This window comes from Burkholderia sp. SIMBA_051 (assembly GCF_046534915.1).
GTDB lineage: Bacteria > Pseudomonadota > Gammaproteobacteria > Burkholderiales > Burkholderiaceae > Burkholderia > Burkholderia ambifaria.
In genome coordinates this window covers 171,849-194,159 of sequence record NZ_JAWRXS010000012.1, presented here as the reverse complement: position 1 = coordinate 194,159, position 22,311 = coordinate 171,849, and the positions used below count along the sequence as shown (strand labels likewise).

Here is a 22,311-nt window from a genome sequence, read left to right as displayed (position 1 = left end):
CACATTCATAAATCTAATCTGTTTGAGAGGGCCGTCATGAGTCAGGATCAGTTGTGGAAGTTCAAGCCGTATACGAGGCACACGGTTTCCCAATCGCCGCAATGGCAGCTGTTGCCGAGCGAGCTTCAGGAAGCCGTCGACGTCGTCTCGCGCGTACTGCCGTTTCGAGTCAATCCCTATGTGCTGAACGAGCTGATCGACTGGGACAAGGTTCCCGACGACCCGATCTACCGGCTGACGTTCCCGCACCGCGACATGCTGAAGGACGACGAGTATGCGGCGATCCGCGATCTCGTCCGGGAAGGTGCCGACGAAGCGCGCATCGACGCCGTCGTCCGCCAGATCCGCCTGCGGATGAATCCGCATCCCGCCGGGCAACTGACCCACAACGTGCCCTATCTCGACGGCGTGCCGTTAAGCGGCCTGCAGCACAAGTATCGCGAGACGGTGCTGTTCTTTCCGAGTGCGGGGCAATCCTGCCACGCGTATTGCACGTTCTGCTTCCGCTGGCCGCAGTTCGTCGGCATGGACGAACTCAAGTTCGACGCGCGTTCGTCGCAGGAGCTCACCGCCTATCTGCGGCGTCATCCGGAAGTCACCGACATTCTCGTGACGGGCGGCGATCCGCTCGTGATGAGTGCCCGCGCGCTCGGCGAGTACCTCGAGCCGTTGCTCGCGCCGGAGTTCGACCATTTGCAGAACATCCGGATCGGCACGAAATCGGTCGCGTATTGGCCGCAGCGCTTCGTGAGCGACAAGGACTCGGACGACCTGCTGCGCGTATTCGAAAAGGTGGTGGCGTCCGGGCGCAATCTCGCGATCATGGGCCATTACAACCATCCGCGCGAACTGCAGCACCCGATCGCGCAGCGAGCCTTGCGACGCATCATCGGTACCGGCGCGACCGTGCGCATCCAGGCGCCGCTGATCCGGCACATCAACGAGGATCCGGCCGCCTGGGCCGAGCTGTGGACGACGGGCGTGCGGCTCGGCGCGATCCCGTACTACATGTTCGTCGAACGCGACACCGGACCCAGCGACTATTTCAAGCTGCCGCTCGCACGCGCCTACGAGATTTTCCAGGCCGCCTACCGCTCGATATCGGGCCTCGCCCGCACCGTGCGCGGCCCATCGATGAGCGCGTTCCCGGGCAAGGTGATGGTCGACGGCATCGTCGAGCTGGCCGGCGAGAAGGTGTTCGCGCTGCAACTGCTGCAGGCCCGCAACCCGGAATGGGTGCGCCGGCCGTTCTATGCGAAGTTCGATCCGAAAGCGACCTGGTTCGACGAGCTCGTCCCCGCATTCGGCGAAAAAACCTTCTTCTTCCAGGACGAACTGGCGGCGATGGAGGCGGGCACTCGCGGATCGGGCCGGACCATCGCCGTGGCGCGTCACGATGCCGTGCGCCCCGATTTGCTGGAGGCCGTGGAATGAGCGGCCTTCTCGATCAGGACAGCGCGGAGTACGAAGTCTTTGCGCTGCGTTACGCGACGCACGACGATCGGCGCAGCGGCGAGAACTATCTCGGCGACGATCCGCACGACGACATCTCCATGCCGCTCGACTTCTATGTCTGGGTGATTCGCGGCATGGGTCGCACGGTGTTGGTCGACACGGGGTTCGACGCGTCGACGGCCGCCCGGCGCAAGCGTCGCTATCTGCATTCGCCGGTGGAGCTGCTGGGCGAGCTCGGCATCGACGCGGCCGACGTGGACGACGTGATCATCACTCACATGCACTACGACCACGCGGGGAACATCCGCGCGTTTCCGGCGGCGACGCTGCATATCCAGGATGCGGAGATGGCGTACTGCACTGGGCGCTGCATGTGTCACGAAGCGATTCGCAAGCCGTTCGAGGCGCGTGACGTGTGCGCGGCGATCGAACGGCTGCACGCAGGCCGCGTGCGATTCGCCGACGGCGATCACGCGGTGGCATCCGGCATTCATACGCATCTGATCGGCGGCCACACGGCCGGCCTGCAGGTGGTGCGGGTGCGCACGGCGCGCGGCCATGTGGTGCTGGCCAGCGACGCCGCGCACTACTGGGACCACATCCGCTCGAAGCGCCCGTTCCCGATCGTCTTCAACGTCGCGCGCATGCTCGACGGGCATGCGGCGATCGAAGCGCTGGCGGACGGCCCCGACCACATCATTCCCGGCCACGACCCGGCGGTGCGCCAGCGCTTCCCGCGCTGGAACGGACATCCGGACATCGTGGCGCTGCACGCGTCGCCCCTGAGCGACGCGCACCTCGCCGTCGACGCGTCGCGCGTGGCGGCATCGAACCCGGCGACAGCATCGGCCGACGTTCAACTCGAAACGGGAGAAACGCAATGACGAACACGATTTCGATTGCGATCATTGGCCTGGGGCCGCGCGGCGTCACCGTGCTCGAGCGCCTCGTCGAGCACGCGCGCAATATTCCGGCCGGCATCGCGCTGGACATCACGGTGTTCGACGCCGGCGAATGCGGGCAGGGCGCGCATCCGTCGAGCCAGCCGGATCACTTGATGATCAACACCGTCGCGTCGCAAGTGACGATGTTCGCGCCGTCGAGCGAGCTGGGCCGGCACGGCGCGCCGTCGCTCGTCGAATGGGCGCATGACAGCGGATATCGCTACGTCGACGGCGCGTTCCGGAGGGCGTCGGTCGATGCGGGCCGCCCGCTCAATGAGGCCGACCATCTGCCGCGCAGCCTGCTCGGCGAATATCTGTCCTGGGTTTATGCACGGATCGTCGCGGCGCTGCCGCGCAGCGTCGCGGTGACGCATCGCCGTGCCCGAGTGGTCGATCTCGTGCCGGCCAACCGCGGCTACGAACTGCATGTCGACGACAGTGCGCCGGCCTTTGCGCACTACGTGTTCCTGACGACGGGCCACGGCACGCGCCGGCCGACCGAGAGCGACCAGCGCCTCGCGCAGTTCGCGGAGCGGCATCAGGTCAACAACGCGCAGCTCGCGTACGTGCCGTCGCCATACCCGATCGAGACGCTGAACGATATCGCCCCTACCGCGACTGTCGCCATACAGGGGTTCGGCCTCACCGCACACGATGTCGTGTCCGCGCTGACGATCGGCCGTGGCGGACGCTACGTCGAACGCGACGGCGAACTCGAATACCAGAAGTCGGGGCTCGAGCCGCAGATCCTGCTGTTCTCCCGCAACTGCCTGCCGTTCGCCGCGCGCGGGATCAACCAGAAGGGGCTGACGGGCCGCCACCGCCCGCGCTTCTTCACGCCGGACGCGGTGGCGGCATTGCGTGCGGCTGCGCTGGATACGACGGGCGACAGCCGGATCGATTTCCGCGCAGACGTGCTGCCGCTGATCATCAAGGAAATGGCTTACGCGTACCGGCTCGCGCTGCAAGGCGGCAACGTCGATGCCGACGGGTTCGAGCCGAACGCCGATGAGCTGCATGCGATTGGCCAGATTCTGTGGCCGCTCGAGGGCCGAAGGTTCGAATCCTTCGACGCATTCCACACGTTCTTTTTCACGCTCATGCGCGACGACCTGCATCACGCGCTGCTCGGCAACCTGACGAGCCCGGTCAAGGCGGCGACCGACGTGCTGCGCGATACGCGCGACGCGTTGCGCGCGGCCGTCGAATACGGCGGGCTGACGCCCGATTCGCATCGCTACTTCGTCGACGAATTCAACGCCATCACGAACCGCGTGTCGTTCGGCCCGCCGCTGCGGCGCAACCGCGAGCACCTCGCACTGCACCGCGCCGGCTTGCTCGACATCGCCGGCGGCCCCGGCGCGCGGCTCGTCGCCGACGAGACGTGCGCGCATTTCCGCATCGAGGCGCACTACGGCGAGCGGGTGGAGCGCCGCTACGCGGACGTGCTCGTCGTCGCGCGGCTCGATCCGTATTCGCCCGTCACCGACGGTTCGCCGCTCTCGACCGCGCTGCTCGGCCGCGGCATCGTCCGCCCGTACCGGAACGGCGACTACCACCCGGGCGGACTCGACGTCGATACGGGTATGCATCCGCTCGGCCGCGACGGCGAAGCGCAGTCGCGCCTGTGGGCCATCGGCTTTCCCGTCGAAGGCGCGCACTTCTACACGCATGCGCTGCCGCGTCCGGGCATCGCGTCGCGGCAGACGCGCGACGCCGAGCGCTGCGTGCTCGAACTGCTCGACATGATCGCGGCCGAACAGGCCACCGGCCCGGCCCGCATGGGCGTGCCGGGCGACGACACGACCGCGACGCGCGATTCGCTCGCAGCCGCGCCTGAAGCCGCGTTGACAGCGGCGCTGGAGGGCAACTGAATATGCTGACCCTGCACGATTTCCACCGCTCGTCCGCATCGTTCCGGGTGCGTATCGCGCTCAATCTGAAGGGCGTCGCCTATACGACGGTCGTTCAGGATCTCGATGCGCGCGCCCACCGCGCCGATCCGTATCTGTCGATCAATCCGCAAGGCCTGCTGCCTGCGCTGCGGATCGGCGACCGCGTGCTGACCCAGTCGTCGGCGATCGTCGAGTATCTCGACGACGAATATCCGGACCCGCCGCTGCTGCCAGCCGGCACGCAGGAGCGCGCGCGCGTGCGGGCGCTGTTCCAGACGGTCGCGGCGGACACCCACCCGATCACGGCCATGCGTGTCGCCCAGTACCTGAAAGAGGCGACCGGCTGCGACGACGGCGTGGTACTCCGCTGGAAGCAGCACTGGATCACCACGAGCCTGGACGCGCTCGAGACGATGCTCGCCGGCAGCGACGAGACGGGGCGATTCTGTCACGGCGATCGGCCGTCGCTCGCGGACCTCGCGCTGGTGCCGCAAATCGTCTCGGCCCGCAACGTCAACGTCGATATCACGCCGTATCCGACCGTATCGCGCATTCATGACGCATGCATGCAGCTCGCGGCGTTCCGCGATGCCCATCCGGATACCTGTTCATCCCACCCTGCGTACTACAAGGAGTAACCATGCAGACGATCGAAGGCGACATTCTCTCGTTCTCGGAATATCTCGAACTGACGTCGAAACCCCCGGCCGACCCGGTGGTCTGGAAGTGGCAGTCGATCGAATCAATGACGCGCAGCCGCCCGCATAACCCGCAGGGCACGCTTGCGCTGTCCGGCGGCAGAGTCGACGAGCACGGGACGGTCGCCCCCGAACTGTCGCTCGTCATCCAGGTACTGAAGCCCGGCGAGATGACGGAGCGGCATCGCCATTCGTTCTGGCATCTGTACATCGTTCATTCGGGGTCCGGAGAAATGGCGTTCGGCGAAGACCAGACGCACGAGCGGCTCGTGCCGGGCGACACCGTGTTCGTGCCCGCCTGGAGCTATCACGCGATCGGTAACCCGTCGGGCACCGAGCCGTTCGTGCTGTTCCGCCTGCAGAACCTTCCGCAGAACGCGAGTTCGGGCAATCTCATGCGCGAAATCCAGGGGGAGCTGCAAATCATCTATGCCGGCGCGGGTCTGGCATCCCATCGGTAACGCGACGCGCGGGTCGGCCGTACACGGCAACCGGCCCGCGTATAGACGAAGGAGGTGTTCGTTGGCTTACACGTTCGAGAAGGGCCGCATCTATCGAATGCCCACTCACTTCGGACCGGCACCGGGCCCCCGGCAGGTGCCGGACGCGCTCGCGGTCGACCCGCACCGCAATCCGACGCGCATGACGGTATCCGCGTCGTTTCTCACCGATGCGGCCCGGCTGGAACGGCATCTTCCGGAACGTTTCACGCTCGCCGGCGAGCCCGTCGTGACCGTCGAGTTCCACTACCTGACCGGCATCGACTGGCTCGCCGGACGCGGCTACACGATGGTTCACGTGAGCTGGCCCGCGATCTTTGCGGGAACGCGCGACCGCGCTGCCGGAAAGTTTCTCGCGGCGGTATGGGAAAACCTCGCGGATCCGATCATCACCGGCCGTGACGAGATCGGTCATCCGAAGCTGTATGCGGACGTCGCGGCGCCGCGGCAGTTCAACGGCGAACAGCATTGCGAAGCGAGCTGGATGGGCTTTCGCTTTCTCGAGCTTGGCGTGACGGGATTGCGCGAGCCGGTCGCCGACACGCCGCCGGCCCGGTCCGACGGCACCTTGATGCTGAAGTACACGCCGCGCACCGGCGACTGGGGTGCGACCGAGCTGTGCCAGGTCACGCTGACGCCGGTTCACGACCCGTACGTCACGGTCGACCGGCGGCAGGTCGGAGATGCGCGCGTGCGCTTCAACGTCGCGAGCTGGTCGGACCTGCCGACGATGGCGCACGTCGTCAATGCCCTCGCCGAGTTGCCGATCGTCGAGATGCGCGGCGGCTCGATCGTGCATGCGCATGGCGGGAAGCCATACCTGGATCAGCGCGTGCTGTCGTAGCGCGCATGCCCGGGCCCGTCCGGTATCGCGCCGCATGCTTTCGCGCGATGCGCGAATGCCATCGGGCATTCAACGTTTGCTTGACCCGACCCGCCGGGCAGTCCGGCGGGTACAACCTCAACCCCACAGGTGCCAAGATGACCCGAGCCTTCACCCAGAAATTCGACGTCACGTATCGCGACCAGGATCCCGCCGGCCACGTCAGCGCGACGATGTATTACGTGTACATGCTGAATGCATATATGGCTTACGCGCATGAACTGCTGGAGGTGCCGCTCGATCAGGGCATTCCGCAGATCATGCTGAAGACGTCGTGCGAATACGTCCGTTCCGCGAAATGGGGGGAAACGCTCGAGTTGAGCGCGCGAATCACTCGCCTCGGCACGAAGAGCTTCGACCTCGAATACCTGATCACGCTCGCGGACGACGCCAATACCGTGATCGCGCGCGGCGCGTCGACGCACGTTGCTTACGACTACGTGACGGAGTCGACCGTGCCGCTGTCGGACACGTTCCGCGCACGCGTCAGGCAATACCAGGAAGAGGAGGCGCCCGAATTGTCCGAAGTTGCCTGACAAATCGCGCCGTCACTGCGCCCGATTCGATGCCGGGCGCAGTGCCACGGTCGGCCCGGGGAAAGCGGATTGCCGGGATCGAATGCCGGATTGACGGCGCATGAGCGGTGTCGACACATGCGAAGGTGCCCGGCTCACGACAGGTTGTACCGAAAAGGCTACGTTAGCGTGAAACCGGCCAGAACGGCACACGCCAGCGAGAAGATCAACGTTCAATTCAGGGTGAACGTCGAAAGGTTGCGCAGTAATCGAGTGTGGTGACAAGCCGGGCAGGACCAGGGTTCGCCAAACCTGAATGCCTGCCATCAGCAGAACAACGGGTGATATGTAGCACTGCAAACCGTCCTGCCTGTCGACACACATGAACACTGTTGCAACCGGGACGCGTTCATATGGACTGGCATGTCCACTGTCGTCTCGATCCAGAATGGCGATCGCACGTCGGCGCTGTATCGCCGGCTCGACCGCCGCCTGCTTTCCTTTCTGCTCATCTGTTATTTATTTGCGTGCCTTGACCGGCTCAATGTTGGTTTCGCCCGGCTGCACATGCAGTCCGACATCGGCTTGACCGATGCGCAATACGGCCTGGCCGCCGGCATATTTTTCATCGGATACGCGCTCTTCGAGGTGCCGTCCAACCTGCTGCTGCCGAAAATCGGCGCGCGCAAGGCCATCAGCCGGATCCTGGTGCTGTGGGGCCTGACGTCCGCAGCCATGGTCGCGACGCGCGATGCGACGACGTTCTATGTGCTGCGCTTTCTCCTGGGCGTCTTCGAGGCCGGATTCACGCCGGGCATCCTGTTCTATCTGACCTGCTGGTATCCCGAATCCCGCCGTGCGAAAGCCATCGCCGCGGTCATGATCGGCGGCCCCCTTGCGGGCGTGCTCGGCGGCCCGCTGTCGATGTGGATCATGACGACCTTCGCAGGCTTGGGCGGCCTGTCCGGCTGGCAGTGGATGTACCTGATCGAAGGGCTGCCGTGCGTCGCGCTCGGCATCATGGCCCGCGTGCTGCTTGCCGATCGGCCCGAGACCGCAACGTGGCTGTCACCCGAGGAACGGCAGGAACTCGTCGACATGACCGCGAAGCCTCAACATGCGGAGCGGCACGGTTTCGCGGAAGTCGTGAAGGATCCGTACGTCTATTTGATGAGCGCCGCCTATTTCTGCGTCATTTGCGGCATCTACCTGATCAATTTCTGGTTGCCCGGCCTGCTGGCGGCCAGCGGCGTCACCGATCCGATGAAGATCGGCCTCTATTCGTCGATTCCGTTCGTTGCCGCGACCATCGGCATGGTCGTCGCGGGCCGTAGTTCCGATCGTCGCAACGAGCGGCGCTGGCACAGCGCGATTCCGGCTCTGATCAGCGCGATTTCACTCGTTGCGACTGTCGTGTCGAGCGACAGGCTCGACGTTTCGCTGATATTCATCACGGTTGCGACGACCGCAATGTGGATGGCCTACACGGTGTTCTGGACCATTCCATCCGCCTATCTGAAAGGACCCGCCGCCGCGGGCGGCATCGCGCTGATCAATACGATCGGCGTGTTGGGCGGCTTTTTCAGTCCTGCGGCAATCGGCTGGCTGCGTACGTCGACCGGGAGCTTCCGCGTGTGCCTGGTGCTGATGGCGGCCATCATGGCCATCGGCGCCGCGCTGCTTGCGGCCACCCGGCCCGCTCCCGTTTCAATGCGCGGAAAAAAGTGAAATATGCGGACGTCGATGCACGGTCGGGGATTCGTTTTGTCGATCGTGCTACATGTCGAGCGCGTCGTCCGCAGCCCGCGCCATCATCTTCGGCAGATACTCCTCGATGATCTTCACGACGACCTGGGTCTTGGAAGGCACGGGCCGTGTGACCGGCAGCAGCGCATGCAGGTCGAATCCCGGTACCGTGTAATCCGGCAGCAGCCTGACGAGCCGGCCGGATTCCAGGGCGTCGATGCAGACGTGTTCCTGAAGGACGCCGATACCCGCGCCGTTCAGCAGTAGCTCGTAGACCGGCCGCCAGTGGCTGGTGCTGACGACGACGTTGATCGGCGTCGGCCGCGCCGATTTCGACGGACTCATCAGGCGAAGCTGGCCGTCGTTGAAGAGCCCCGTGACGCGAATGAATGGATGCCCGACGATGTCGGTCGGTTCCTCTGGCAGCCCATGCTTTTCGATATAAAGCGGCGATGCGACCAGTACGCGTCGTACGTAACCCAATCGACGCGCGACGAAATTGCCATCGCCGATCTGGCCGAGCCGCAATGAAATATCGACGCCCTCGGTGACGGGGTCGGTGATTTCGTCATTCAGGACGAGCTCGATATAGAGCTGCGGATTTTGTTCGCGGATGACCGTGAGGATTTCCGGCAACACGACTTCGCCCAACCCATGTGGCGCGGCAATGCGAATGCGCCCACGCACGATCTTGTTGCCGAGCGTGACGACGGCCCGTGCCTCGTCGGCCGCGTCGAGCACGACCTTGCTTCGCTGATAGAACAGAATGCCTTCATCGGTGCACGACACCGCGCGCGTGTTTCGGAGCAGCAATTTGACGCCGAGAAACCGTTCGAGCCGATCGACTCGGTCGCTAACGGTAGGTTGGCCGAGGCCGAGATCTTTCGCGGCCCTCGATAAATTGCCACGCTCGACAACCCGCACGAAAATTCGCATGGCCGCCAGCAAATCCATAGACCCTCGATAATCGGAAGAATTTAGTTATTCTGAAAAGCGAAAACAGGTTCGCTTGTTTCTGTCCGGCCGCCGGCGAGCGATAGGCCCGTTTGGGATGTTACAACTCGTTACGTGGGGCAGACGCGTAACTATACCCAACCCTGTCAATTTAGGCTGAAACTTTTTACGCATAAGAAATTCAATGTACCGGAGGGGTCGGGGGGCGCGTCGTTGTGCGGCAATTAAGAGGCTGAGCAGTCGGGGCCGTCACGTCACTACCTGATGTTTATGCGCGGCCGGGCAGTTCGATCAGCCACGCTTCGATGCCGTCCGGAAAGACGCTCTCCAAGCCGGAGTAATTGGCTGCCGCGCCGCAGGCATGATGCGGCCGATGCCGTGCCGTCCGGCGCTGGAGCGGAATGGGGAGGGTACCGGCCAGTAGGGCGATGCTTCGGGACTCCGCTTTAAGAAATCGGTATGCGAGATTTTTAAACAATTATGCCGATTATTTATTTATCGGGAAAGATGGGTTGTTTTTCTCTGTTAGCATATTTAAGAAGCAAAGATCAAAAGTGCTGGCGGTTGGAGATGATAATTTATTCGACTCTGTTGTAATGAAAACGTAATTAATTCCGGATGGTTTATGGACAAGCCGACCGGCTTCGATTTCAAACAACTTGAATCGTTGCCCCGGCGCGAGCGGGCGTGCCGTTTCTATCGAAATATCGATTTATGTGATGCGGGCGACACGCAGGATCAATTATCGAAACGAGAGAGACATGGAAGTCGACACGCCGAAAAACGCCACCGTTTTCAACGGTAGTCGTCAATCACGAGGAACAATACGCTATCTGGCCGGACGAGTAGCCTGTGCCGGAAGGGTGGCGGGCGCCGGGCGCGTCGGGAGCCCGGACGTCTGTCTCGAATGGATCGGCGTCAACTGGACCGGCTGGCGCCCATTGAGTGTGCGCGCCGCGCTGTCGGCCGGACTGTCTACGCGCGGGAGCACGCTGTGTTACACCGAGAGAATTCGAGGGAAAAAAGCACCATGTCTGTCGATGATCGCATGGGCGGGGCCCGACACCGGCATTCTGGCTTCGCGCGCGCATGACCTGAGCCTTTCCTGTCCAAGCCGTTTGATCGGATTCGGTGACGGCCGGCGGCTGCATCGCGAGCCGCGCGCTGCAACAGCAGCATGAACTGAACCGGCAGCGTGCGAGCTCCGGTTGCGCTTCGACCTCGCTCGCGCGTTGCGTGCGGCTGCCTCCCAGGCGCGTGTCGCGGTGGATGCCGCGCAAACGGTGGGTCGATCATTGACGGCTACCTCAGCGCGGCACGTGGATGCGCTCCTTGATATGCTTGAGATTGGCCACGATAGTGAAGGTCATGATGACCAACATGGACCATGAGCTCCATTTGCCGACGTGCACGGCCGACCATGCTCCGATCTGGTTCGGATAGCGCCATACGCCCGCAAAGGTGCTGATGTTTTCGGCCAGCCAGATAAAACCGCCAATGAGCACGAAGGCCAGCAGCAAGGGCATCTGGTAGTTTCGATCCAGCGGACGAAATACCACGGTGGTCCGAGCATACAGGCCCAGAGCGCAGGCTGCCAGATACCAGCGATAGTCGCCAATATAGTGGTGGGTAAAAAAGTTGACATAGATAAGCACTGCGATCAGCGCCGCCATCCAGTGCGGGGGATGATGACGTATGTGCAGATCGAATAGCCGCCAGGCCTGGATGATGTAGCTGCCCACGGCGGCATACATAAAGCCCGAGAACAAGGGCACACCCCATAGTTTCGTGTAGCCAGGGTCGGGATAAGCCCAGGACTGGATGCTGCCAGAGGTTTTGAACACCTCCAGCGCAAAACCCACGCAATGAAACAGCGAGATGACCTTGAGTTCGTCCAGCGTCTCCAGGCGCGTGAAAACCATGCCCGCTTGAATAAGCAGTGCGGCAATTAGTAGTGCATCATAGCGCGGCACGCCCCAAAGCCCGGCGCGTGGCGTGGCGAACACCGCCAGGAAGAACAACCCGGCGAACAGACAACTACGCGCTTCCTTCAGACCGAAGAAGAAAAACTCCAGAACAAAGCGCCTGAATCCATCCAGCCTGCCGGGTAACGGCGGCGTCATGAGCCAGTCGTCCAAGGCGTTCAGACGAGGGCGGGATGCGTGCGGCGAGCATTGAATCGAGTTGGAAGGGGGCATAGAGGGGGGAAAGGCACTGAAGACAGGTTGGGTGTGAGCTGTTCACCGATGCCCACAATGCATCTAACATGAAATTCGTTCGGTATAACGAGGTAGCCAGTATGATAGTCGCTCCACGCTTTCCAATCCTGTTATCCCGGTCTCGTGCTCGCTGACGCCTCAGAAACTACGCACTGTTGAGACGCTTTCCTGGTCAAGAACTCCGCTTTCCAAGCTTCGTGTCTATCGTCGACGTGACTGATCATTCGTGTCGTTCACCGGACAATATGGTATTCGTCATCGGATGCTCCGAGACGGCGCCGGTCAACATCGACGCCGCCGATGTCATTGATTTGCATAAGCAATTGAATTTTACATAATGCTGATGATCGAACTTTTTGATTGTAGTGGCTAGATTGAAATGTCCGAGTTCATGCCCCGACGGTGACATCCGGATTTTAGCCAGGCCAGTCGTCGACCGCGACGAACTGCATGTGCTTTGTTCCAGCGACGATCATATCCAGAAATCCCGAGAATTCATCGGCTACATAGTAGAGGTTGCCACATTCGGCCACCTCTGCGATGTCCGGCTTGGCGGCGTCATCCGCATGCAGATGCGTTCTGTCCCAATAAAGAACTTTGTGAACGCCATCGAACTTCGCAAGCGCGTAGTAATTGCCTCCCGGATCATCTCCGATCACAAAGAACTCGTTCAGAAATCCGACCTCATCTCTGACACGTTCATTTTGCTCAATCAAATCAAAATTGCCGTTACTTGAACCGAGCCCAAATAACGACGCAAAGGAAATCATTCCATTGTCAACGCCCGGAAAATCGAGATCGAGATAGTCGACACCATCGATAAATATACCGTTCCACTTTCTCAATAAATTCGCGTAATCCGCAGGAATGCTGAATCCCAGCTCCGACTCAAATTTAGCGAGAAGCGGCTGCGCAAGTTTTGCTCCGTACAGTACTGGCACTTTACCTCCTCAACACGACGGTTGATTCTTCAAATTAGAGACGCCACCTCTATGGGTGAACTCACCGTGAATGTCCTTCGGAATTTCCTGCATGGTTACCATGTTCTCATGGTGGTGCCAAGAATTGTTTTTGTAGTCGGCCGCACTTCCTGCCTTCGCATCGGCCAATCCAAAATCCCCTGTTGCCGCCCTACTATGATTTCCTTTCAACCCCTCAACGTCTACGGATCTGATCTCATACGGCTTGAAATCAGGATAGCCGTTTGGATACCGAACAACAGTACCTTTTGCGTTGGTATATACCCACGTCCCTGACTCTACCTCGACGTGGACCGTTCCACCTTTATCCAGCCATTTCGTCACATCCGGAGAGTTCAGAGGCTTCTCCCCGAACCAGCCCCACGGGTCGATCCATCCTGTCGGATTGGGGGCATACGCATACAGATTGTCACCCCCCATCAACCCGATCGGATCGTGGTTGATGAACCGGCCTACATCCGGATCATAGAACCGGAAGGTATTGTAGTGAAGGCCCGTGCTGTCATCAGCATACTGTCCAGCAAAGCGCAGCGGCTGATCCGTGCGTGCAGCGGTCAGTTGACGGCTGCCTGGCTCGACCTTGCCCCACGACGTATATTGCCCTGCCCACGCCAGATCTCCAGCTTCGTCAGTGACTTCTAGCGGTGCGCCCACCAGATCCGTATGGAAGTGATAGATCCGCGATGCGTGCTTCGCCGTGTCGATCGCGGCCGCCGCTATCGCCTCCGCGATAACCGCATCGACGCGTGCTGCTGGAGAGTACGAAGCATCTGGGCTGTACACATAGCTGCTCACCCCAGTCTCGCGCACCTCCTGCGCGAGCCGTAGCCCCTCCCACACAAACCGCTTCGTCTCGCTGCGCAGTTTCACGCCACGCACTAGCACTTCAGGTTGGAATCCAGCCGACTGCCACACCGTCCGACCGAGCGGATCGTATGCGGAACGCTGAGTCAATCGCCCTTGCGTGCGCATCACCTCTCGATGCAAATCGTCGCGCTCGAAGTCGCTCACGACCTGATCGCCGCAGCGGATCTGGTGCACATGACCGGAGCCATAACGCAGCATCTGCAAGGTCTGATCGTGCGGCAGCGCGAGCGCTGTCACGTTGTCGAGCGCATCGAGCTCATACTCGACCGAGCCGTTTGCACCGTGCTCGGCAACAAGGCGACCCGCTTTGTCATACTCGAAGCTCACGACGTCCGCCGTGATGCCGAGCGCAATACCGGCTGGAGTTGGCTTACGCTCAACCTTCACCGCCCGGTCACCCTTGTCGCGCTCAAAGAAGGTCACCTCGGTCGGTGTATGCTGGACCTTCAAATTACCCATCCGGTCGCGCTCGAAGCGAATAGTGCGAATCGGGCGATTCGCCATTGTCCCTCCGACCGGCGCGTCGCGCCGTTGCATCGAGCCCTCGTGCCCCGATCGCGCCGAAGTATCGCGATCCGAAGACCGGTGCGACCTGGAGCGGGCGCGGCAAGGCTCCCCATTGGATTGCGAACGCGAAAAACCGCGATCGCTTTTTGATCGAACAGTAAGCCGATAGGCGGTTCGGCGCGATGTCGTCATCTTTACCCGACGGGACATACTGGGCGACATGTCGTGAGCGGACGATCTTTGCTGCCTCCGCAAACGGTCACGGCGACGTATTTCCGCGCGCAGAGATGATCGTGAAAGATGGATGGGCTACGTTCACCCGTGACGGCGTCGAAGTGTGGAACTGCAGCGCGCGCTACGCCGCTGCGCACTTCGACGTTCAGTCCGCTTAGGAAGACCTGCCGATGAGCCAGCTTGTTCAGATTGCGCCGGGTGTCGTGTTCTCCGCCGATGTACTCGGGGCCGACTGGGCACGTAAGTATCAGCAGATCACTGAAATTGAAGTGCCAAACGGGCATGCGCAATCCGGAGCTCGGCGGAACCGGCCCGCGAAGGAAACCGATCAGGCGATCGACGAAAGCACATCGAGCCAGATGTCGTTGTTGTAGACGACGACCGGTGCGCCAACCTCTGCCCGTCCGCCTCGCATAGAGAAGATCAAGCGGCGCATGTTCATTGTTCGGCCAGCCGCTCGAGCTCGTCGAATTCATCAAAGAAGTCCTGCTGCCCTGACAGTGGCGCCGGCGGCCGACGTGCTGCTCGTGGCCGCGGATGCCCCGCTCTCTTCAACGTGCGCGCAATCGCATGAAGCTGCGCCCAAATCTGATCTGCTTCGGCGCTCGACAAAGTATCGGCCGCCACTTCGAGCGCATCAACGAGCCTCTCGAGCTGTTCGGATGCGCTGGCCAGCACGGGGCGCACTTGATCCCGCGCCTTGCTTTCCCGATAGGCTTCGAGCCATCGCTCGAGCAGCTTCCGCTCGTCGCGGGACAGAGTGTCAAGCAGCCCAGTCGGGACAGGTTCGTCGGCACGAAACGTACCGATGACACATTCGCGCGCCCGCGCCCTGATGGAAGGCCGCTTTGGAGGCTCGACCCGAAGCAACTTGATGAGGCGCCCTTGTTCCCGAATGAGCATCGTTCGTCTCTGATCCCATGCGATCACACCGGAGCATAACAAAACAGTACGTCATGAGCGATTGAGCAACGGCTCAAATCCTATCGCGTCATTGTCCGCCAAAGACAATCTCACTGAGCTGAAACGCGCCGGCGCGTCGCGCATCCGGTTGAAAAGCTCACCTCCCGACCGCTTCATGTCGCCGCTTGCGGCGAGTCTCTTCGGTTGTCGTGATACTGATGAAATAACACCGAGCACACCAGTGGCCACGTCGAATCGTATTCGGTGTGGCGAGCCATCGATGGCCTCGGGCACATTCCCACTCAAGTCTGGTTGCGCTATTCACACAAGTCGCTGAGATACACTTCCCACCACGCTCAAGCGCAATGTTTTTCATCAGATCAAGCCCAAGCTTGGACGCGTCGCGGCTACATACTGGGCACCAATGCCCCCGAACAACTGCCCCAGGAGCAGCCTCCCAGCGATGCCCATGTTCGCACTCCCATTTCAGGCGCGTCGCCGCGTTTCGGTATGTTTCGGACAAGCACCGACCGCCCAGCTGCGTCGCCCGCTGGCGCATGCGCTCGATCCCAAAGCGCATCGAGTCCCGCTGACACTCCGGGCACCAAGTACCACGAAAGATTCTCGCGCCTTGTGTTTCCCACTCGTGATCAGCACCACACCGGAATCTCTAGTAGGCCTTGCAGCCCTCGTAGACCTTCGAGAGACAAACCCACCGTGGCTCTTCGCTCGTTCACGTAACCTTCGCAGGCCGTCCTTGTGACGATATGCGTGCACCTTCTCTCGGTCCGAACAAATGCGACACCATGCACCGCGCACGATCTCGGTACCGGAAGTCTCCCATTCGTGTCCAACAGCACACCGGAAACGATAGCGCTCTGTCAGTTTCGTGTAGCCGGTCGACAAACACTTGCCACCTCTCGCTTTTGCAGCGGCTCGCATGCGCGTCATCCCATCCGGATCGGCCATGCGCCTCGAATGTTGCGCCCTCGCGCAGAGCACGCACCAAGAGCCTTTTCGCAGATTCTCGGCGGTCTTCTCGAAAACGTGCCCTGCCTTACATACAAACTGGAGTGGTGAGCCTCGGCCCGCGTACTGCTCCGAAAGACAGCGCCCGCCTGCCTGGCGCGCGAGTTGATGGATCTGACGAAGTACCTCGTCAACGCGACATGCCGGACACTGGACCATCGTGTAGAACAGATAGGAGCCGCATCGGCTTGATTCGTGTCCCTTGCGACATCGAAATCGATACTGCGCGTTCCAACCTCTCCATTCTGATTCCAGCAACTTCAGTCCGTATGGACGAAGTGCCTCTCGCATTCGCTTCAACTGATCGAGTGCCAACGTTGCTGCTCCGCAAAATTCCTTTCGTCGGCCTACCCGCGCATAGAGGCCCAGAAGTCGACCACCCCCAACGTATGATTCTCACAAGTTACTCTCGTGAAATCGAGGCCACCCGGGCATGCTCTGACCAGTCACCGGGAGTTGAGAAATCCTACTTCTCAGATTGCGAAATGACCTCTCCGAAATCGAACCATTTTAATTTATTTTGCTCTACAAGCTCTCTAAAACGCTCGGATACAAATACTGTAGCCGGACTTTCTTTTAGGCGAAATATATCAGCCCCTTCAATGCGAGTCTTCAGAAGAAATATTTTATTAAAAACCGTCGCCTGAGGATAGACTTTGAATTTTGATGCATCCATATCGACAGCATTCTCTATCACCCGGGTTACATGAAATCCGGACATGTCTTTTATCGGGGCCTCGACCTGCAATACCTCCCCGCTGTCACGAAGTACCGGCGCCAATACATCCAGCGCCCTCTCACTAAACACGAGAAACGGAGATAGCATCGTGTGAACGTCGCTAGTCTTTTTTCTGCGCGAAGTGCCCCACGTAAGCTTAACGGGGTCATAATCTTGACCAAACCCTTGCCCGCATAGAGCGGTTGCTCGTATAGCCACGCTCTTGTCATATGCGATTTCACCGTCATCGTCGACTTGGACGAGAGGCTGAAATGCTTCATCCTGCCTCAAACCGTAAACGTTACTCACGCACCGCCCCACATCCAAATTCCATAAATACCGAGAATCCATCAGCTATTATGGCGCGGTGCAACTCCTCGCGCATCCCGGCCTCACACGGCTCAAGAAAAAATGTCGGCGTGTTACTCTCCGCACCCACGACATCCAGACCGATACTATTTACCTTTCTGCACGGAATCAAAGGGTGTCCCATTCCGCCAGGCTTGACAACGCCCAATCAGAAAAACGGGGCGAACGACGTTGTTAGAGAACTGAACGTTGCCATTTGTCGTTAAAATTAAGAAACTCTTTTTTCTTCACTATCCATTTACCCGCCTTTTCCTTCATCGTGAATCGAGATATCGTCAACATTCCCAATGTCTGGCGAATGGTCAAAACCACCTCTCCGTCTTTGGATTCGACGCTATCTTCAACATCAGTTTCAGGATCGTATGTCGGCGGATCCGAACAACCCAAGTCAATCAAACGACCTTGGTTTGTTTTTTCCTGGAACGCCCATTTCTCTAAAATAGCAGAAAGATCTTTCCGTGCACGGTCATCAATACCAGAAACATCGCCGCCACTTTTCAGAGCACTATGCTTTTTCTCGTAAAAATCCTTTTCCCATTGATTCATCTCCAACATAAATGATCGCAACGCCGCTCGTGCTTGCTCAACATTATCATCCATCATCTTAAACCTTTAATTATTGAAAATACTACCCATAATCTTCTGCCCATTCTGGAATACGTCATAGATTATCTGCGTAGGCCGAGTGCCACCGTTACCGTAGACGAATTGGATGTCCACATCAGCCGAGCCAGCCCTCTTCACATAAGCTGCGACCCGTCCCTCGAAATCCCTGAACAAACCACGGTTGATGCCTGGCAACTGAGGGAAGACACCGTCCTTTCCACCACTCCCGCCGAGAAGTTTTCCTAGAATGTGGCCCGCATCGTCAGTTGGATACCCCAATAATCTCGCCCACGCTCGAGACGACGCATTCGTTGCGGTTCCGGTGCCGAGGTCCGCAGCCGTGATCGTCGCGGTTGCACGAAGTGGCTGACCGGCGGCCCCACGCGAAACAGCAGGTGTAACACACCATCCCCACGGATCAATCCATCCGGTTGGATTGGGCGCATACGCGTACAGATTGTCACCACCCAACAAGCCGATCGGATCTTGGTTGATGAACCGCCCTACGTCCGGATCATAGTATCGAAACGTGTTGTAGTGGAGGCCAGTGCTGTCGTCGGCATATTGCCCAGCATAGCGCAACGGCTGGTCGGTGCGCGCGGCGGTTACTTGCCGGCCGCCCGGTTCGACCTTACCCCAAGCCGCATATTGGCCGGCCCACGCTAGCTCCCCCGCCTCGTCGGTCACTTCGAGCGGCGCCCCCACGAGATCGGTATGGAAGTAGTAGATCCGCGCGGCACGCTGGGCCGTGTCGATTGCCGCTGCAGCCAACGCCTCTGCAAGTACCGCGTCGACGCGCGCCACTGGCGAGTAAGGTGCGTCTTGACTGTACACATAGCTGCTCACACCAGTCTCGCGGACCTCCTGAGCCAGTCGCGCCCCCTCCCAAACAAACCGTTTCGTCTCGGACCGTTGCTTCGCGCCGCGCACATCGAAAGTGGTATCGGTTTTCGCGATGCGCCGACCGAGCGGATCGTAGGCAAAATGAGTTTCGACGACGCCACGCACGTCCTGCGTTCGGACCAGAATCAGCCGGTCCTGCCCGTCATACGTGAAGCGCTGCGTCCGGTTCGCCCCGCGAAACTTTGCCGCCAGATTGCCGAACGCATCGTATTCAAAGCGCAGGTCCTGCCACATGCGCAGGCGATTGCCTTCGACGTACCCACGACTTCGCCGCTGCGCTTCGTCGAGCAGATTTCCGGCGGCGTCCCAAGCAAATTCCTCGAGCTGCCGGTCCACGGTGTTTGCGCGACGAGTCAGTTGCCCAGCCGGATCGTAGTTGTACTGCGTGTTGCCGCGTAGGCTGTCGCTCATCTCGATCAACTCGCCGGCGGCATCGTATCCGTAGTTTCGCCACAACTGACCGCGCCCGCGTCCCAACGCTTCAGGTTGGAGGCCAGACGACTGCCAGACCTTACGACCGAGCGGATCATAGGCGGAGCGTTGAGTCAGCCGCCCCTGTGTACGCGTGATCTCGCGATGCAAGTCGTCACGCTCGAAGTCGCTCACCACCTGATCGCCGCAGCGGATCTGGTGCACGTGCCCAGAGCCGTAACGCAACATCTGCAACGTCTGGTTGTGAGGCAACTCGAGCGCCATCACGTTATCGAGTGCATCGAGCGCATATTCGACCCTGCCATTCGCCCCATGCTCGGCAACCAGTCGACCGGCCTTGTCGTATTCGAAGTTCACAACGTCCGGCGAGATCCCAAGTGCTATGCCGGCTGACGTCGGCGTCCGCTCTACCCTCACTAACTGGTCGCCCTTGTTGTACTCGAAGCGCGTGACTTCGGTCGGCGAATATTGCACCTTCACATTTCCCATCCGGTCACGTTCCAATCGGATGGTTCGAATCGGACGATCTTGCGCCGAACGGCCTTCTGGCGCACCAACAAAGTCTACAGCCAACAATTCACCAGCTTCCCCATACTCAAACCGCCGCTGCACGCCATCCGGACGGGTCTCGGTCAACAGGCGACCGCCTGCGCTATACGTGAATGTGTAGTGGGCGTGGCCCTGTCGGAGCTCGCGAAGCCGTCCTTGTGCATCGTAGCGATAGCAAAGCCGCCTTCCGGCGGGATCGATCGTCTCGATTAGCTGCCCTCGAGTATTCCGCAGCAATTGCTGGACGTGTCCGCCACGGTCGACGTGTCTGACCATCAATCCTGCCGCATCGTGCTCGAATGTCTCCGCGCTGCCGTCTGGATACCTAATCTGGCGCGGCTCCCCGGTGGCGCGCAGATCATACGAGATGCGTTGCCCCAGAGCATTCTCGCGCGCGAGCGGCAGGCCGAACGCATCGAAAATCGTCCGCGTCGTTTTGCCGGAACAGTCCGTGTAGCGGACGAGCTCGCCGAGGCTGTTCCACTCCAGCGTCGAACGGCCGCCACGCGCGTCGACGTGCGCGATCGGCAGCGCGGTCAGGCCTTTGGGATATTCGTAGCGATTTTCCCGACCAAGCGGATCCTGACTCAACAGCAGCCGGCCCTGCGGATCGTATTCCGCGCGCCAGGCGCCGCCGTCAGCCCCGACAACCTCCACGGGCCGCATGCTGTTGCCGTCATAGCGAGTGCGAGTCGTACGGCCCAGCGGATCGGTCTCGGCGACGATCCGGCCTGCATCGTCGTACTCGAACTCGACCGTGCGCTCACCCGGCAGCATCAGCATCACCGGCATGCCAGCGTCGTTGTATTTGATCCGGTAGAGGCCGCCGTCGAAGTCGATGTACTCGACAATCTGAAACTGTGAGTCGAAGCGCCAGTGCGCGGTGCGGCCATCGGCGTACCGAACGCGGGTTTGACGGCCTTCGATGTCGTATTCGAGCGTCGCGTCCTCGCCTTCGCTGGTGCGTGTCGCGACTACCCGCGGCTGGCTTTCTATCGTCGACCACACGTAACTCGACGTGAAACCCAGTGCGTTCACATGACTCGCCATCAGGCCGTTGGTATATGCGAACTGGCGCACGACCGCCCCATTTGCGTCCGTCACCGACGCCAGCTGGCCGTTCTCATCGTATCCGTAAGCGACGGCCAGCCGGCGCTCATTGCCATGAACGAGCGTGACCGCGCTAAGCCGTCCGTGTCCCTGCTCGTAATCGAGCACGGCATTCAATCCGCCGCACGTCAGAATCTCGGTGACGCGGCCGCGGCTGTCGCGCTCGAACTGGCACCACTGCCCAGCCTGATCCTCGATGCGGCGCACCCATGCGATACGGCCGGAGTCCGGATCGTATCGGCCGAAGTCGTAATACGTCTCGCCAATGTCATGCAGGATGTAACGTCCATCCGGCGTACAGGTCAGATATTGCTGCTCGGCTTCGCTGAACGCAGCTTGCCCAGCCCTCAGCAGCGGAAACCCACTCTCGCGTCCTTGTGTGTCAGTCAACCAGAGGCGCCCGTCACGAGCATGCAGACGGCGCTCCCACGGCAGCACCCACCCGCGGCCGAGCGTTCCCTCATAGTCAATACTGCTTGAATAAAATCGTTCGACGGAAACCGGCATCGGGCTCGGGATCACGAAGTCGGTTTCCGATTCGGCCTGCAGGATCTTCCGGCCGGTCGTCACATCGACCGGGTTACCAAACATCCCGCCTATCGCCTTGTTGATCGCAGGGCCGGCGACGTAGCGCCCAAAGGCTTCTCCAAGAACAAACCCGCCGATGAACTTTGCGGCGCACGGTAGAACCGCGCGCGACAGGCCGCCAGCTGCCTTCAAGAGTCCGCCAAGCCCCCCGACCAGTCCCGCCAGCGCAAACGCCCAGTCGGTCCCGGTCCGTAACCAAGGCGGCACTTCGTCATCAACCGGTAGGTATGTCTGCGTGCCGCCGTGAAAGAACGTATCGTGCGAACCGCCGGAGATCGTCGCGCCGCACTTGATCTTGTCGTCCTTCCGCGCCGCGGGCCGCCCGTTGATGAAGATGTTCGTCGATCCTTGCGCGACAAGCGGGATGGGATTGTGCTTGCTGCAAGCCACGCCGCTCAGCGTCGCATACGCCGCCGAAAGGGAGTTGACGTAGACGTCCGGCGAACCAGTGATGATGTTGCCAGATTGCGAGCTGAACATCTTGCCGATCGACTCGCCTATTGATAGGAGAGCCTGCGCTCCGATACCGGCCATCATGCCCGCCAGCAACGCCACGCCGAATCCGCACGTGAATGTGGCGAAGGCGACTGCGGCGATCAGGGCAATGCCCAGCACAGCGCCGACCAGAAAGCCTGCCAGCGCGCTGGTGTGATCGATCGGGTCAGTGACTCGTGCGGCTTCGTACACGATGATGGTCCTTTGCTGTT

18 protein-coding genes and 2 pseudogenes are annotated in these 22,311 nt (G+C 60.7%); 12 read left to right on the top strand and 8 right to left on the bottom strand.

The annotated features are described in order from the left end of the window. The first annotated feature begins 36 nt into the window (after positions 1 to 36). From SB771_RS27020 to SB771_RS26985, 8 genes are all read left to right on the top strand, one after another. Positions 37 to 1,434, top strand: coding sequence for a KamA family radical SAM protein (locus SB771_RS27020; protein WP_175662044.1), 1,398 nt, complete (start codon positions 37 to 39; stop codon positions 1,432 to 1,434). Further along, positions 1,431 to 2,339: an N-acyl homoserine lactonase family protein gene (locus SB771_RS27015; protein ID WP_165754559.1), complete on the top strand. Its 909-nt coding sequence runs from the start codon at positions 1,431 to 1,433 to the stop codon at positions 2,337 to 2,339. Before SB771_RS27020 ends, SB771_RS27015 begins: the two co-directional genes overlap by 4 nt. Further along, positions 2,336 to 4,273 carry an FAD/NAD(P)-binding protein gene (locus SB771_RS27010; RefSeq protein ID WP_175662045.1) on the top strand — a complete coding sequence of 646 codons (1,938 nt, stop codon included), beginning with the start codon at positions 2,336 to 2,338 and terminating at the stop codon, positions 4,271 to 4,273. Before SB771_RS27015 ends, SB771_RS27010 begins: the two co-directional genes overlap by 4 nt. A 2-nt stretch (positions 4,274 to 4,275) precedes the next feature. After that, a complete protein-coding gene (maiA, locus tag SB771_RS27005) occupies positions 4,276 to 4,932 on the top strand; it encodes a maleylacetoacetate isomerase (RefSeq protein ID WP_175662046.1) in 657 nt (218 codons plus the stop codon). 2 nt (positions 4,933 to 4,934) lie between these two features. Next, entirely contained in the window at positions 4,935 to 5,453 is a 519-nt protein-coding gene (locus SB771_RS27000; protein WP_006756721.1) for a cupin domain-containing protein, read from the top strand. Positions 5,454 to 5,514: 61 nt separating this feature from the next. Further along, entirely contained in the window at positions 5,515 to 6,336 is an 822-nt protein-coding gene (locus SB771_RS26995; RefSeq protein ID WP_175662047.1) for an acetoacetate decarboxylase family protein, read from the top strand. A gap of 137 nt (positions 6,337 to 6,473) precedes the next feature. Beyond that, positions 6,474 to 6,911: an acyl-CoA thioesterase gene (locus tag SB771_RS26990; protein WP_165754556.1), complete on the top strand. Its 438-nt coding sequence runs from the start codon at positions 6,474 to 6,476 to the stop codon at positions 6,909 to 6,911. Positions 6,912 to 7,313: 402 nt separating this feature from the next. After that, complete coding sequence (locus SB771_RS26985; RefSeq protein WP_175662048.1) at positions 7,314 to 8,618, top strand: MFS transporter; 1,305 nt, start codon at positions 7,314 to 7,316, stop codon at positions 8,616 to 8,618. Positions 8,619 to 8,666: 48 nt separating this feature from the next. Here SB771_RS26985 and SB771_RS26980 read toward each other — a convergent pair whose 3' ends face one another. Continuing rightward, positions 8,667 to 9,590, bottom strand: a complete 924-nt coding sequence (locus SB771_RS26980) for a LysR family transcriptional regulator (RefSeq protein ID WP_105830806.1) — start codon at positions 9,588 to 9,590, stop codon at positions 8,667 to 8,669. 761 nt (positions 9,591 to 10,351) lie between these two features. Between SB771_RS26980 and SB771_RS26975 the strand changes: the two genes are divergently transcribed. Then, positions 10,352 to 10,771 (top strand): hypothetical protein, encoded by a 420-nt coding sequence (locus SB771_RS26975; protein WP_244102798.1) that lies wholly within the window; start codon positions 10,352 to 10,354, stop codon positions 10,769 to 10,771. Between the two features lie 126 nt (positions 10,772 to 10,897). Here SB771_RS26975 and SB771_RS26970 read toward each other — a convergent pair whose 3' ends face one another. From SB771_RS26970 to SB771_RS26960, 3 genes and pseudogenes are all read right to left on the bottom strand, one after another. Then, on the bottom strand, positions 10,898 to 11,713 hold the full coding sequence (locus tag SB771_RS26970; protein ID WP_175662049.1) for a DUF817 domain-containing protein: 816 nt from the start codon (positions 11,711 to 11,713) through the stop codon (positions 10,898 to 10,900). Between the two features lie 512 nt (positions 11,714 to 12,225). Then, on the bottom strand, positions 12,226 to 12,750 hold the full coding sequence (locus SB771_RS26965; protein ID WP_175662050.1) for an SMI1/KNR4 family protein: 525 nt from the start codon (positions 12,748 to 12,750) through the stop codon (positions 12,226 to 12,228). Between the two features lie 9 nt (positions 12,751 to 12,759). After that, positions 12,760 to 14,157: pseudogene (locus SB771_RS26960) on the bottom strand (RHS repeat-associated core domain-containing protein); the annotation flags it as partial. Between the two features lie 14 nt (positions 14,158 to 14,171). On the opposite strand from SB771_RS26960, the pseudogene SB771_RS26955 reads away from it, so the two are divergent. The 3 genes and pseudogenes from SB771_RS26955 to SB771_RS26945 all read left to right on the top strand — a co-directional run. Next, positions 14,172 to 14,324: pseudogene (locus tag SB771_RS26955) on the top strand (H-NS family nucleoid-associated regulatory protein); the annotation flags it as partial. Between the two features lie 21 nt (positions 14,325 to 14,345). Further along, a complete protein-coding gene (locus SB771_RS26950; RefSeq protein WP_081467185.1) occupies positions 14,346 to 14,555 on the top strand; it encodes a hypothetical protein in 210 nt (69 codons plus the stop codon). Positions 14,556 to 14,567: 12 nt separating this feature from the next. Beyond that, complete coding sequence (locus tag SB771_RS26945) at positions 14,568 to 14,771, top strand: hypothetical protein (protein WP_175662051.1); 204 nt, start codon at positions 14,568 to 14,570, stop codon at positions 14,769 to 14,771. 64 nt (positions 14,772 to 14,835) lie between these two features. Here the strand turns inward: SB771_RS26945 and SB771_RS26940 are convergent, their stop codons facing one another. From SB771_RS26940 to SB771_RS26925, 4 genes are all read right to left on the bottom strand, one after another. Further along, entirely contained in the window at positions 14,836 to 15,300 is a 465-nt protein-coding gene (locus SB771_RS26940) for a hypothetical protein (RefSeq protein ID WP_175662052.1), read from the bottom strand. Positions 15,301 to 16,795: 1,495 nt separating this feature from the next. Continuing rightward, a complete protein-coding gene (locus tag SB771_RS26935; RefSeq protein WP_244096852.1) occupies positions 16,796 to 17,356 on the bottom strand; it encodes an imm11 family protein in 561 nt (186 codons plus the stop codon). A gap of 234 nt (positions 17,357 to 17,590) precedes the next feature. Then, entirely contained in the window at positions 17,591 to 18,019 is a 429-nt protein-coding gene (locus SB771_RS26930; protein WP_175705137.1) for an NTF2 fold immunity protein, read from the bottom strand. Positions 18,020 to 18,028: 9 nt separating this feature from the next. Beyond that, a complete protein-coding gene (locus SB771_RS26925) occupies positions 18,029 to 22,291 on the bottom strand; it encodes an RHS repeat-associated core domain-containing protein (protein WP_175662055.1) in 4,263 nt (1,420 codons plus the stop codon). Positions 22,292 to 22,311: the final 20 nt, after the last annotated feature.

Coding starts and splice junctions, on each gene's coding strand:
- SB771_RS27020 (WP_175662044.1), top strand. CDS start 37: ATGAGTCAGGATCAGTTGTGGAAGTTCAAGCCGTATACGAGGCACACG.
- SB771_RS27015 (WP_165754559.1), top strand. CDS start 1,431: ATGAGCGGCCTTCTCGATCAGGACAGCGCGGAGTACGAAGTCTTTGCG.
- SB771_RS27010 (WP_175662045.1), top strand. CDS start 2,336: ATGACGAACACGATTTCGATTGCGATCATTGGCCTGGGGCCGCGCGGC.
- maiA (WP_175662046.1), top strand. CDS start 4,276: ATGCTGACCCTGCACGATTTCCACCGCTCGTCCGCATCGTTCCGGGTG.
- SB771_RS27000 (WP_006756721.1), top strand. CDS start 4,935: ATGCAGACGATCGAAGGCGACATTCTCTCGTTCTCGGAATATCTCGAA.
- SB771_RS26990 (WP_165754556.1), top strand. CDS start 6,474: ATGACCCGAGCCTTCACCCAGAAATTCGACGTCACGTATCGCGACCAG.
- SB771_RS26985 (WP_175662048.1), top strand. CDS start 7,314: ATGTCCACTGTCGTCTCGATCCAGAATGGCGATCGCACGTCGGCGCTG.
- SB771_RS26980 (WP_105830806.1), bottom strand. CDS start 9,590: ATGGATTTGCTGGCGGCCATGCGAATTTTCGTGCGGGTTGTCGAGCGT.
- SB771_RS26975 (WP_244102798.1), top strand. CDS start 10,352: ATGGAAGTCGACACGCCGAAAAACGCCACCGTTTTCAACGGTAGTCGT.
- SB771_RS26970 (WP_175662049.1), bottom strand. CDS start 11,713: ATGACGCCGCCGTTACCCGGCAGGCTGGATGGATTCAGGCGCTTTGTT.
- SB771_RS26950 (WP_081467185.1), top strand. CDS start 14,346: ATGTCGTCATCTTTACCCGACGGGACATACTGGGCGACATGTCGTGAG.
- SB771_RS26945 (WP_175662051.1), top strand. CDS start 14,568: ATGAGCCAGCTTGTTCAGATTGCGCCGGGTGTCGTGTTCTCCGCCGAT.
- SB771_RS26940 (WP_175662052.1), bottom strand. CDS start 15,300: ATGCTCATTCGGGAACAAGGGCGCCTCATCAAGTTGCTTCGGGTCGAG.
- SB771_RS26930 (WP_175705137.1), bottom strand. CDS start 18,019: ATGATGGATGATAATGTTGAGCAAGCACGAGCGGCGTTGCGATCATTT.